The following is a 12,222-nucleotide window of genomic DNA, read 5'->3' as shown; positions in this document are numbered from 1 at the left end:
ACCGCACAGCCACCCAGGAGACACCCTATGCTGAACTGGGAAGAATTCGACAAAGACGACGACACCGCCACCGCCAAGCCCGCGCAGGCCGCCGGCCAGCAGGCGCCCGCCCAGACCGAACGCCTGGACTCCGAGGGCGACGCCCTGGTCCACGACGCCCGTGCCCCTTCCGCTGACGACTCTGATGCCGTCGCCCGCGCCAAGGCCGCGCTGAACGACCTGGACATCCAGGAAGGCCTGGACGACCTGGAAGGCTCATCCGCGCGCGTGCACGTCGGCGACAAGCAGATGATCAACGCCCGCGCCGACCTCAACCAGCTCGTGCCCTTCAAGTACGACTGGGCCTGGCAGAAGTATCTGGATGGTTGCGCCAACCACTGGATGCCCCAGGAAGTGAACATGAACGCCGACATCGCGACCTGGAAGAGCGCGGACGGCCTCACCGAGGACGAGCGCCGCATCGTCAAGCGCAACCTCGGCTTCTTCTCCACCGCCGACTCGCTGGTCGCCAACAACCTGGTGCTGGCCGTCTACCGCCTGATCACCAACCCCGAATGCCGCCAGTACATCCTGCGCCAGGCCTTCGAAGAGGCGATCCACACCCACGCCTACCAGTACTGCATCGAGTCGCTGGGCATGGATGAAGGCGAGATCTTCAACATGTACCACGAGATCCCGAGCGTCGCGAAAAAGGCGAGCTGGGGCCTGAAGTACACCCGCTCCATCTCCGACCCCGAGTTCAAGACCGGCACCCCGGAGACCGATCGCCAGTTCCTCAAGAACCTGATCGCCTACTACTGCGTGCTGGAAGGCATCTTCTTCTATTGCGGCTTCACCCAGATCCTCTCCATGGGTCGCCGCAACAAGATGACCGGCACCGCCGAGCAGTTCCAGTACATCCTGCGTGACGAGTCCATGCACCTGAACTTCGGCATCGACATGATCAACCAGATCAAGATCGAGAACCCGCAGCTGTGGGATGCCCAGATGAAGGACGAAGCCACCCAGATGATCCTCCAGGGCACCCAGCTGGAGATCGAATACGCCCGCGACACCATGCCCCGCGGCGTGCTGGGCATGAACGCGGCGATGATGGAGGACTACCTCAAGTTCATCGCCAACCGCCGTCTGACCCAGATCGGCCTCAAGGAAGAGTACCCGGGCGCCACCAACCCCTTCCCCTGGATGAGCGAGATCATGGACCTCAAGAAGGAGAAGAACTTCTTCGAGACCCGCGTGATCGAGTATCAGACAGGTGGAGCGTTGAGCTGGGATTGATGTGAAGCAATTCACAGAGTAAATTGACCTGACACCTGCCATGGATGTTGGGATGAAAAAGCCCCGCCTATGCGGGGCTTTTTCATAGCTGTATTTCACAAGGAAGTAGAAAATGGCAAAAATAGCGAACATCAACTCGAGCTACTCCCCAGCCAGCCTACAGCACCACATATACAATCCTCACAACTAGATCTAGAACAGGTAGATGAACTTCTAATCCTGTGTGAGGAAGTGATGCGTGCGACTCCAGAAGGATCGAAACGGTTTATAGAGCCCGCACCAAGCGTCCTCTCAAGGGCAAAATCCAAGCAGCACAATATTATTTTTGGAAGGCGCGGATCGGGAAAATCCAGCCTACTAAGAAAGACTGCTGCCGACTTGACTGTCGATAGGCGCCCTATCGCTTTTGTTGATATGGAGACATTCAAAGGACATACCTATCCCGATGTATTGATAAGCGTTCTAATAAAAAGCCTCTATGAATTCAAAAAATGGATAGATACTGCCGCTACAACACCTGCCACGAAGAAAAGATTTTGGCAAAAACTATTCGGCTCACTTCCTCGCCGCCCTCCATTCAATAAATCAAAGACACTAGAAATATCCCTTTCACTTTCATCACTAATAAAGGACCTCGAAGATCAGCTTTGCGCTCCAGAACAGGCTTCAAAACAGATCATCGTTCTACAAAAAAACCAAAAAAACAGCAAATTAGACTTTGGCCTAGAAAATAAAAAAATACCTCTTAAAGCATCAACTGAAAACTCTTCACAGCTTGAAGACTCCATACAAGAGCAGACTACCTATACATCTCAAAAAATCGAATATCTGCATCAAAATATAATTAAATTCCAAAATTTTTTCCAAGAGCTTTCTAAAATCTCTGACGGCTCTTCCTTTCTAATACTTGACGACCTATATCACATCAAAAAATCAGATCAATCAAAAGTTCTGGACTATTTTCATAGAGTGGCAAAAGGTAATGGCGTATGGCTCAAGGTAGGCACTATAAAACACAGAAGTCAATGGTATGAGCATTCCGAGCCTCCAATAGGAATGAAGCTAGGCGACGATGCCAAATAAATAAATCTAGATATATCACTTGAAAGATTTGAAACTCTAAGAGAATTTTTAAAAAAAATCCTTTCAGGATTAATGGAAGAAACCAAACCATTATCTATCAAGGAGCTTATGAACCCGACAGCTGTAGATAGATTGATTCTTGCATCTGGCGGTGTCGTAAGGGATTTCATTGGCATATTTTCCAATGCCATAAATCAAGCAAGAGAGCGTGGCGAAAAAAGTCATCGAGGTCCTAAAATCGGCGCAGAAGATGTAAACTTGGCCACAGGCGACTACGACCCAATAAAGCGTGAAGAATTCAAACTTGACACTGCGGGAGATAGAGAATCGCTAGAGTCCGCATTCCAAAGGCTAGTTGCCTTTTGTACAGAAAAATCCAAGTGCAACATATTTTTAGTATCACAAAAACTTACTGGCAACACTAGAGAATCTATCGATCAACTTATCGATCTAAGACTCATCCACCCTGTAAAATCAAGAGTAACACTCAAAAAAGGTGCTGCTGGAGAGCTTTACGAAGCATATATGCTAGACCTTAGTCAGTACACTGCATCTCGAAAAGTCCATCGCTTTCAGATTATAGACTTGAATGCACCAGACAAGGACGAGCTAATCAGAAAATCCTCCTTAATATATTCTGACTAATACATAGCTATTAAAATTTCCTTTGCGCGTACCTAGACCTTATCTTAATCATCACGCTAGGGCATGCCGTAGCGTGAAAATAACTGCGCTCTTTACATTTTAAGAGAGCCTGGCGTATAGCGGCACAGTGCTTTTGTAATCAAGGACGACCCATGCCCCGTTGGACCGACCAACCCGCCACCGACACGGATGCCGTCTTCGATTTCATCCTCAAGTTCTCCGGCACCTTCCTGCGGCGCCATGCCTCGCTGCTGGCCAAGGGGCTGCCGCCGACCCTTGGCTTCGGGATGTTCCTGGCCATTTCGCGCGTAATCACTTCTATCCCAGCTTCGATCTCTTCCAATTCTCGTCGCTGCTGCTGGCCGCTGCCTGTCTGGGGCTCCTGACCATCGGCGCCTTCGTTGCCGCGCTCTTTCTGCCAGGTGCCTGGGTCTATTACCGCTTCATCAATACGGCGGCGATCAAGGAGGACATCACCTACGCCCTGCCCTATCGCGGCGAGGGGCGCTTTCGCAAGATCATGCTGTTGATGGCGCTGGTGTTCTTCGTGCCCTATCTGCTGGCGGGGTTCAGTAATGCGGCCATTCTCTTCGTCGATCCTGAGCTATTCGTCAGCGTTGCCTTGCTTGCGCCCATCCCCATCACGCTACTGGCGGGCATGGCCATTCAGGGGCTGTTCGACTTGCGCCGCTTCAGCTTCCTGAAGTTCGTCTGGGAGGCTTACCTGTCGACGATGGTGGTCGGTCTGTTCATCGTCTGGATGCTGGCCCAGGCCTATCCGCTGGTGAGCGATTGGCAGCCGCTGCTCAAGTGGGGCGCTCTGGCCATCGCCCCCTTCATCATCGCCTTCGTCACGACCATGACTTCCATGCTGTTCATCGCTGGCTGGAAGGCGGCGATGATGTTTTCGCTGTTCTTCGCCCTTTTTCTGGCCGGCTATAGCGGTGTGCTCACCACCCTTCCCGAGACCATGGTCAGGATGCTCGGCCTGGGTAACTACCAGGCCAGGGCCATCGTGCTCGATACCTCCTATTGCGCCAAGGAGCAGGCTAGGGTGCTGCCTACCGATGACCAGTGCGTGCTCAAGGACGTGCAGGTGGTTTGGTCGCTGGGCGAGGCCTTCGTACTGCGGCTGGCGGATGGCAGCACGGCGCGGTTGCCGGCCATGGCGATTCGGGCGCTGGTGAAACCCCAGTAACGGACGGTCCGCCTGGCCAGCCTCAGGTCAGGTTTGAATTAGCTTTATCGGCCCGTCATCATGGCGCGCAATCCTCTGCCTCAAGCCCGCGCCTGCCGTGTCGATAAGACTGCGGTGCGGCTCCGCCTTGGTGTGTGCTCGCCCCCGGCAGGGAGCGCCCTTCTCGTATCCAGACAGGTCCGATTCGCCCATGGCACTCGATGCCCCCACCATGCTGACCCTTACCATCGCCCTGGCGGCTGCCGCGGCGGGCTATCTGGCCATCGAGTGGCGGTCGGTCCGCGAGTCGGCGCTGCTGTACTGGAGCTCGGGTTTCGCCCTCATTTGCGTGGGGAGCACCCTGGCGCTGCTGCGTAGCCAGGGGCTGCTGCTGGTGGGCATCTGGTTCGCCAACGGGCTGCTGATCTTCGTGCATGGCCTCTTTCTGCTTGGCGTGGCGCGCTTTACCGGGCGGCGCCTGAGTCTGGGCTGGTGGGCCTTCGCTGCGATCTGGCTAGGGATGTTGCTGCTGCCCAATGAGCCTTGGTGGTCCAAGGTGCTGCTGGTGGTGCAGTCGCTCATGATCGGCATCCTGGCGATACGGGCGAGCCTGCTGCTGCGGCGGCGCAATGCCGGAGAGCGGCAGCTGCGCGCGGTGCTGCTGATCCATGGACTCTTCTACCTGATCAAGATGATTCCGCCACTCACCCCCGGCGCCCTGATCGATCTGGCGGTCTATCGCGGCGTCATCATCCAGGTCTCGCTGGTGGAGGGGGTGATGGCGGTGATGCTGATCGCCCTGTCGATGACCGGCACGGTGCGTTATCGCCGCGAGCAGCATATCGAGCGCCTGGCCGGCAGCGATCCCCTGACCGGTCTGCATAATCGCCGCGCCCTGGAAGCCGAGGCGCCGCGACTGTTCGGCCAGGCGACCCCGGCCCGACCCGGCGCCCTGCTGCTGATCGATCTGGACAACTTCAAGCTGGTGAACGACCTCCATGGCCACGCGGCGGGCGACAGCCTGCTGATCGCCCTGAGCGAGCTGCTGCGCAGCTCCCTGCCCCGCCAGGCGCTGGCCGCCCGGCTGGGGGGCGATGAATTCGTGGTGCTGCTGGGTGAGGCGGCCGATGCGGATGTCGTGCGTTTGGCAGACACACTGCGCCAGCGCTTCAACCAGCTGGCGGCGCAGCGCCTGCGGACGCCAGAGCCCGTCACCCTGAGTATCGGCGCCGTACTGTTCGATCAACCGCCGGAAAGTCTGGCGGCCTTGCTGGAGCGCGGGGACGGTGCCCTCTACGCCGCCAAGCGCGGCGGGCGGGATGGCTTGCGGATGAGCCTGGGATGAGGCCGCGCTAATGGCTTAGGCTTGGGCGATTGCCTGACCGGAGCCACCATGCCCATCGCCCTCGAATCCCCCGACCAACCCGAGGTGACCGCCCTGATCGCCGAACTGGATGCCTATCAGGACGACCTCTATCCGCCCGAGAGTCGTCATGCCCTGGATCTGACGTCGCTCATGCAGCCGAACGTGCTGTTCCTGGTCGCCCGGGATGACAGCGGCAGTGCCCTGGGCTGTGGGGCCATGGTGTTGCAGGACGACTATGGCGAGATCAAGCGGATGTATGTGAGCCCCAGGGGTCGCGGGCAGGGGCTGGGTGGTCGCCTGCTGGCGGAGCTGGAGCGTGAAGCGGCAGGCCGCGGGTGTGAGTTGGCGCGACTGGAAACAGGGCCCTATCAGCCAGAGGCCTTGCGGCTCTATGAGACGGCGGGTTACCAGCGGCGTGGTCCTTTTGGAGCGTATCGGGACGATCCGTTGAGTGTCTTCATGGAGAAGCGGCTGGAGGCGTAGATACCGTCTTCGCCCCTCAGTGTGCAATCGCTAAAGCAGGGTCGAAAGGCTTGCCCGATTTGAGCACGCCATAGGCGATGGTCAGCAGCTTGCGCATGGCGGCGCAGACGGTTTGTTTACCTTTCTTCCCTCTGGTTTTCAGACGCTCGGCTTGCGCCTTGATAGCCGGGTTGTAGGTCAGCGCCACGACGGCGGGTAGGTATAGCGCACTTCGTAAGCGGACCGATCCCATGCACGAGATGCCGATATGGCCGCGGTAAAGACCTGATTCCTGTAGGCGTGGGTTCAAACCGGCAAAGGCGGTCACGGCGCGGGCATCGGCGAAGCGACCGATATCACCGAGCTCCGCCAGGATCAGGGCGGCGGTCTTGTCGGCGATGCCGTCTATGCTCACCAGCAGATCACGTTTGCCGCTCAGGTCCGGGTCATCGTCGATATGCCGTTTGATCTGTTCGAGCGTCCAGGCGATCTGCTCATCGAGCCGCTGCACGACCGCCTGGATCGAGTTTTGGACTTTTTCCGGGCTGACCTCGAGCCGATTGAGCTCCATCTGCCGTAGCGATTGGAGATCCTCCAGGCGCCGGGTCAGCGCGCGAAGCGTGCGGATGGACACAGGCTCCGGGTGCCAGGCCCGCAGGCTGTCTTCATGCCGCTGGCCATAGGTGGCGATCAGCTTGGCGTCGAGTTTGTCCGTCTTGCTGCGCTGCAACTGGCTTTGCGCATAGCGAGCGATCTGTGCCGGATTGAGCACGGCGATTCGGTAGCCCAGCGCATGGAAATGCTCGGCGAGCGCTTCGTGATAGGTGCCCGTGGCCTCCATCACGATCCAAGCGCCTGGCTCGGCATGCTGTTGCAGCCAGTCGGCAAAGACCGCGAAGCCTGACGGATCGTTGCTCAGCCTGCCCTTCGTCCGGTGCTTGCCATTGGATTGCAGGACCGCCAGATCGAAGCTGCGCTTGGCGATATCAACACCGATTACGGCCATGATGTCTCCTCCTTCAGATGCGACACGATCACGTCATCCCGTCCAACCTTGTGCAATACGAGCTCTGGAGGCTCTAGATACCGTTCGGACTCGGGGATGGGTGTGGAGGAGGCAGCCTATCTACGTTGCAAGCTCAAAGGCTTAAGGGTGGACACGGCCTGCCATCCTCCCCCGATGATCAGTCGGGGACTATGCCCCCTGAGGAGGCTGTCGTCGAGATACAAGGGTGGACAACGCGAAGCTTGTCCACGCGGGAGTTTTGGGGGCGTACGTTGGTGGCGCCGGTGGAAAAGGCTGCGCCGTTTTCCACGCTACGGGTTGAGTTATCGTTTCTGTCTCTGCTCAAGGAAGAGCTGCCATGTCTCGATTTCGTCGTGCCCGTGTTCCGGCGGCTTCCTATTTTTTCACCGTTGTCCTGGCGGATCGGCGTAGCGATCTGCTTACGCGCCATATTGATCTGCTCCGCGAGACCGTGCGGGCAACGCAGTTGCGCCATCCCTTTCATATCAATGCCTGGGTCACCCTCCCCGATCATCTGCATTGCATCTGGACCCTACCGGAGGGCGATGCGAATTTCGCCTTGCGCTGGAAGGTGATCAAGTTCGGTTTCTCCAAGCGGCTGCCGGTAGGCGAAGTGCGTACGGCGACGCAAAGGGCCCGGGGTGAACGTGGGATATGGCAGCGTCGATATTGGGAGCACCTGATAAGAGACGAGCAGGATTACCAGCGTCATGTGGAATACATTCACTTCAATCCGGTCAAGCATGGCCACGTTGGCGCAGTGAAGGACTGGCCTTATTCGAGTTTCCACCGAGCGGTGCGGGAGGGGCTCTATCCGCAGGATTGGGGTGGAGACTTCGCGGTAGAGACAGGAGGTTGGGGGGAATAGCGCCGTAGGGGGACGACGCGCAGCTTGTCCACGCGGAAGTTTTGGGTCGTGCGTTGGTGGCGCCAGTGGAAAAGGCTGGCGCCGTTTTCCACGCTACGGAGTGAACTCCGCTAACAGGAATTCCACGAAGCTCCTAACCGTCACCGAGCGCCATCTTGTCTGGGGATAGAGCGCGGTCAAGGGGCGGGTGAGTTCCTGGCCTTGGAAGAGGCGGACCAGATTGCCGGCGGCGACGTCGTCCTGCAGCAGGAACGCCGGCTGCAGGATGATGCCGAGGCCCTGCAAGGCAGCCAGGCGCAGGGCGGGGCCGTTGGCGAGGTGCAGGCGGCCGGGTGGCAGCGGGCCGAAGTTGGTGCCGGTCTGGGTGCGCCATTGGTGCAGGGCGCGAGGGTCCATGCCGAGGCAGTCATGGGCCTCCAAATCGGCCAGTCGCTCGGGCGTGCCGCGCTGGGCGAGATAGCCGGGCGCGGCGCAGCACCACATCACATAGGGCGCCAGGGGTCGCGCCACCAGGGAAGAATCGGCCAGTTCACCGATGCGGATGGCGATGTCGATGCTCTCCTCCACCAGATCCTGGACCCGGTCGCTCAGCACCAGATCGAGGGTGACCTGGGGCTGCCGCGCCAGATAGTCGCCCAGCCGAGGCGTGAGGCCGTAGGTGCCGAAGGACACCGGCGCCGACACGCGCAGGATGCCGGCGGGCGCCAGGCGCTGGGTTTCGGCCTGGCGGTCGGTGTCGGCGATCAGGACGAGGATCTCGCGGCAGCGGGCGTAGTAGCCCTCGCCAAAGGCGGTCAGCCGCTGACGCCGGGTGGTGCGTACCAGCAGTTGCAGGCCCAGGCGCTTTTCCAGGCCGCGCAGGTGATTGCCGGCCATGGTCGGCGAGATGCCCTGGGCCTGGGCCGCCGCGGCCAGGCTGCCGCGCTCCACCACGGCGACGAACACCTGCATGCTATCGAGCAGATCCATTCCACACTCCTGTTAAGGAATCCTCGCACTGAGACGGCGTTTATCTCATTTGGGTGGTGGGTGAGGCTAGTGGCGTGGATGAGGTGGCAGAGTGTTGGGCTTCGCTGCGCTCAGCCAACCGCGTGGAAAAGGCTGCGCCGTTTTCCACCCTACGACCCTGAAGTGGAGAATCGATCATGGATCTGCAACTACACGACCGTACTGCCCTAGTGACCGGCGCCAGCATGGGCATAGGCACTGGTATCGCCCGCATCCTGGCGGCCGAAGGCGTTCGGCTGGCGATCACCGCGCGGCGGCGGGACGCCCTGGAGGACCTGGCCGAGGAGATTGCCGCGGCGGGTCATGCCCGGCCGCTGGTGATCGCGGCGGATATCACCGACGCCGAAGACGTCCAGCGCCTGGCGCGGGAAGCGGAGGCAGGGCTGGGCCGGGTGGACATCCTGATTAACAATGCCGGCGGCACACGACCGCTTTCAGTGACGGCGGACGATGCGGCCTGGGACGAAGCCTGGAATCTCAACTTCACCGCCACGCGCCGCCTGACCCAGGCGCTGCTGGGTGGAATGCGCGAAAGGCGTTGGGGACGCATCGTCAATTTCAGCGGCAGCATGGAGCCACGGGACGTGAACGGCGCCGGGACGGCCAAGGCGGCGATCCAGTTCTGGTCCAAGGGGCTGGCGAGTCAGCTGGCGGCCGAGGGCATCACCGTCAACACCATCGCCCCGGGGCGGATCAATTCCGAGCAGATCCTGCAGCGGCTGCATCCGACGCCCGAGGCGCGCCAGGCCTTTATCGCCCGGCACATTCCCATCGGCTATTTCGGCGAGCCGGAAGACGTGGGCCAGGTGGTGGCCTTTCTCGCCTCACCGCTGGCGCGCTACCTCACCGGCGATGTGATCGCGGTGGATGGCGGGATGCATGCCCATGCCCACTAACACCCTCTAGCGTTTGACGCAGACGAACAGCGCATTGCCCGCCTCGCCGGCCCAGGGTTCGATGCGCTGGTAGTCGTGCTCCAGCATCTGCACCTCGAAGTGCGGCTCCAGCAGGGCCAGCAGTTCGGGGAAGTCCACCGCCACCATGGGGTGCTCGTCCTGCCAGGTCTGCTGCGCGCCGGCGTGGCGGCGTTCGATGCGCAGGCGGAGTTGCTGGTGTTCGCCCTCGCCCGGGTAGTGCCAGGCGGAGGCGAAGCTGAAGTGGCCATCGGCCCGTTCGACGCTGTGGCCGACGCTGGAGGCATTGTCGATACGGCGCTTGTCGACGGCGTTGAAGCAGAACAGGCCACCGGGGGTCAGGGCCGCCCGGACCTGCGTCAGGCACGCCTGGAGGTGTGCAAGGCTGCCGCTGTAGTGCAGGGAGTAGAGAAAGCAGGTGATCAGATCGACCGGCTGCTCCAGCTCGAAGGCGCACATGTCCTGGCAGGAGAATTCGGCCTCGGGGCAGCGCAGCGCGGCCTGGGCCAGCATGGGTGGATTGAGGTCCAGCCCGCTGCTCTGGAAGCCGGCATCGAGAAAGTGCCGCACATGGGGACCGGTGCCGCAGGCGAGGTCGAGATGACGGCTGCCACCGTTGCCGAACAGTCGCTGCAGGCGCAGCACCGCCTGGCTCTGGGCCCGGTAGTCGATGTCGGCGCAGAGCAGGTCGTAGTAGGCCGACAGGTCGGTGTAGAGGGCGGTGGCGGACATCGCAGGGGCTCGGGGCTGGAGACGCGGGCGCGCATCTTAGTCGGTTTCTGCACGCTTCGACGCCTTATACTGGCGGTTTTCCCGAGAGTCCTCTGACGTGAGCAACAAGAGATACGCCTGCATCGGCCTGAGCAACCCCAAGTCGCCGTCCAACGTCGGGTCCATCATGAGGGCGGCGGGTTGCTACGGGGTGGCCTCGGTGTTCTATACCGGCACCCGCTACGACCGCGCCAAGGACTTCGTCACCGACACCAAGAAAGTCCATCAGGACATCCCGCTGATCAACATCGACGACCTGCGCCGCATCCTGCCGCTGGGGTGCGTACCGGTGGCGGTTGAGCTGGTGGAGGGCGCCCGGCCGCTGCCCGAATACACCCATCCCGATCGCGCACTCTATCTGTTCGGCTCGGAGGACGGTTCGCTGAGCCAGGAGCTGCGCGACTGGTGCGAGGACGTGGTGTACATCCCCACCCAGGGCTGCATGAATCTGGCGGCCACGGTCAATGTGGTGCTCTATGACCGCCTGGCGAAGGGTAATAACACCCGCTCCGGTCCGCTGTTCTAAGAGCCTATTCAAAGCCTGCTGCGCGTCGGCCAAACTGCGTTGAAAATGGCTTCGGAATGCTCATTTACCATTCGTAAACTCGCGCGCGAGCCCGGTCCGCTTCCTCAGCTATTTTCGTGGGGCCGCCCAGGCTTTGTTTGTCTCTAGCTCGCGAGACTTTGAACAGGCTCTAACCCCTTTCAGCCAAACCCCTGGGTCGGCCGGCGCAAGACCGGATCGAAGGGGTTGATGCGCGCGGCGATCACCCCGGCTTCGCGGCGGAGCAGTTCGATCACCGTGGGCAGGCGCTGGGGGTTGAGGCGTTCGCTCAGGGTGCCCACGCTCAGGGCCGCCACCGCCCGGCCATTGCGGTCGAGGATGGGCACGGCGAGGCCCGCCATGCCGGCCAGCACCCCGGTGTTGCGCGCGGCGTAGCCCTGCTGGCGGACGTTGTCGATCTCGGCGCGCAGCAGCACCTCGTCGTAATGATGGGCATCGCGCAGCCGCGGCAGGTTGTAGCGGATCACCTCGTCGCGCTCTTCCTCGGGCAGGAAGGCCAGGATCGCCAGGGCGCCCTGGCCGCCGCCCAGCGGCACGCGACCGCCGATGTCGCCGGTGAAGGTACGGATCGGATAGGGCCCCTCGCTGCGGTCCAGGCACATGGCGTCGAAGCCGCTGCGCGCCAGCAGGAACAGCGAATCGCCCAGGGACGCCGACAGCCGCAGCAGACTCGGCCGCGCCAGGTCGCGCAGGTTGCCGACCTGGCCGGCGCGGGCCGCCAGGGCGAAGAAATCCAGGCTCAGGCGGTATCTCTTGCTACGGGCGCACTGCTCGACCATGCCCTCTTCCACCAGGCCACGCAGCAGCCGGTGGGTGGTGGGTTGCGACAGGCCGACGCGCTCGGCCAGGCGGGTGACCTTTTCCCCCTCGGGATCACCCTCACCCAGGGCGCGCACCAAGGCGAACACCCGGCTGATGGCGCCAACACCTACCTCACCTGCCGCTGTCTTTCTTTCACTGGAATCTTCCATCTACCGCACTCCAAAATATTCCACTGAGTGAATAAATCTGAAAAAAGAGTTCATTCAGTGAAAAACCTGCTTGTCCCGCATCCTAGG

14 protein-coding genes are annotated in these 12,222 nt (G+C 60.7%); 10 read left to right on the top strand and 4 right to left on the bottom strand.

The genetic code is table 11. From position 1 onward, the window contains the following. Nucleotides 1-27: 27 nt before the first annotated feature. The 7 genes from OMP44_RS01640 (at nt 28) to OMP44_RS01610 (ending at nt 6,032) form a co-directional block, all read left to right on the top strand. Nucleotides 28-1,278, top strand: a complete 1,251-nt coding sequence (locus OMP44_RS01640) for a ribonucleotide-diphosphate reductase subunit beta (protein WP_280306118.1) — start codon at nt 28-30, stop codon at nt 1,276-1,278. Nucleotides 1,279-1,347: 69 nt separating this feature from the next. Continuing rightward, on the top strand, nt 1,348-2,361 hold the full coding sequence (locus OMP44_RS01635) for an ATP-binding protein (protein ID WP_280306116.1): 1,014 nt from the start codon (nt 1,348-1,350) through the stop codon (nt 2,359-2,361). Between the two features lie 72 nt (nt 2,362-2,433). Further along, nucleotides 2,434-3,006, top strand: coding sequence for a hypothetical protein (locus OMP44_RS01630; RefSeq protein ID WP_280306115.1), 573 nt, complete (start codon nt 2,434-2,436; stop codon nt 3,004-3,006). 152 nt (nt 3,007-3,158) lie between these two features. Beyond that, complete coding sequence (locus OMP44_RS01625; RefSeq protein WP_280306113.1) at nt 3,159-3,392, top strand: hypothetical protein; 234 nt, start codon at nt 3,159-3,161, stop codon at nt 3,390-3,392. Nucleotides 3,393-3,535: 143 nt separating this feature from the next. After that, a complete protein-coding gene (locus OMP44_RS01620; RefSeq protein WP_280306112.1) occupies nt 3,536-4,204 on the top strand; it encodes a hypothetical protein in 669 nt (222 codons plus the stop codon). Nucleotides 4,205-4,394: 190 nt separating this feature from the next. Then, nucleotides 4,395-5,528 carry a GGDEF domain-containing protein gene (locus tag OMP44_RS01615; RefSeq protein WP_280306110.1) on the top strand — a complete coding sequence of 378 codons (1,134 nt, stop codon included), beginning with the start codon at nt 4,395-4,397 and terminating at the stop codon, nt 5,526-5,528. Between the two features lie 48 nt (nt 5,529-5,576). Further along, nucleotides 5,577-6,032 carry a GNAT family N-acetyltransferase gene (locus OMP44_RS01610; protein WP_280306108.1) on the top strand — a complete coding sequence of 152 codons (456 nt, stop codon included), beginning with the start codon at nt 5,577-5,579 and terminating at the stop codon, nt 6,030-6,032. 16 nt (nt 6,033-6,048) lie between these two features. Here the strand turns inward: OMP44_RS01610 and OMP44_RS01605 are convergent, their stop codons facing one another. Then, the gene (locus OMP44_RS01605) at nt 6,049-7,017 is read right to left on the bottom strand and encodes an IS110 family RNA-guided transposase (RefSeq protein WP_280306107.1); all 969 of its coding nucleotides are present in this window, start codon (nt 7,015-7,017) and stop codon (nt 6,049-6,051) included. A 358-nt stretch (nt 7,018-7,375) separates the two neighbouring features. Here OMP44_RS01605 and OMP44_RS01600 point away from each other — a divergent pair, with 358 nt between their 5' ends. Continuing rightward, the gene (locus OMP44_RS01600; protein WP_280306105.1) at nt 7,376-7,906 is read left to right on the top strand and encodes an REP-associated tyrosine transposase; all 531 of its coding nucleotides are present in this window, start codon (nt 7,376-7,378) and stop codon (nt 7,904-7,906) included. A gap of 93 nt (nt 7,907-7,999) precedes the next feature. Here the strand turns inward: OMP44_RS01600 and OMP44_RS01595 are convergent, their stop codons facing one another. Next, nucleotides 8,000-8,875, bottom strand: a complete 876-nt coding sequence (locus OMP44_RS01595) for a LysR family transcriptional regulator (RefSeq protein WP_280306103.1) — start codon at nt 8,873-8,875, stop codon at nt 8,000-8,002. A gap of 176 nt (nt 8,876-9,051) precedes the next feature. Between OMP44_RS01595 and OMP44_RS01590 the strand changes: the two genes are divergently transcribed. Further along, the gene (locus OMP44_RS01590; RefSeq protein ID WP_280306101.1) at nt 9,052-9,810 is read left to right on the top strand and encodes an SDR family NAD(P)-dependent oxidoreductase; all 759 of its coding nucleotides are present in this window, start codon (nt 9,052-9,054) and stop codon (nt 9,808-9,810) included. 6 nt (nt 9,811-9,816) lie between these two features. On the opposite strand, the gene OMP44_RS01585 is transcribed toward OMP44_RS01590, so the two are convergent. Next, the gene (locus OMP44_RS01585; RefSeq protein ID WP_280306100.1) at nt 9,817-10,560 is read right to left on the bottom strand and encodes a class I SAM-dependent DNA methyltransferase; all 744 of its coding nucleotides are present in this window, start codon (nt 10,558-10,560) and stop codon (nt 9,817-9,819) included. Between the two features lie 97 nt (nt 10,561-10,657). On the opposite strand from OMP44_RS01585, the gene OMP44_RS01580 reads away from it, so the two are divergent. Beyond that, a complete protein-coding gene (locus OMP44_RS01580) occupies nt 10,658-11,125 on the top strand; it encodes an RNA methyltransferase (RefSeq protein ID WP_208692104.1) in 468 nt (155 codons plus the stop codon). Nucleotides 11,126-11,304: 179 nt separating this feature from the next. Here OMP44_RS01580 and OMP44_RS01575 read toward each other — a convergent pair whose 3' ends face one another. After that, the gene (locus OMP44_RS01575; protein WP_280306099.1) at nt 11,305-12,135 is read right to left on the bottom strand and encodes an IclR family transcriptional regulator; all 831 of its coding nucleotides are present in this window, start codon (nt 12,133-12,135) and stop codon (nt 11,305-11,307) included. Nucleotides 12,136-12,222: the final 87 nt, after the last annotated feature.

It is taken from the genome of Pseudomonas flavocrustae, from assembly GCF_029872515.1.
GTDB lineage: Bacteria > Pseudomonadota > Gammaproteobacteria > Pseudomonadales > Pseudomonadaceae > Chryseomonas > Chryseomonas aestiva.
This window is presented reverse-complemented; position numbering and strand designations above follow the sequence as displayed.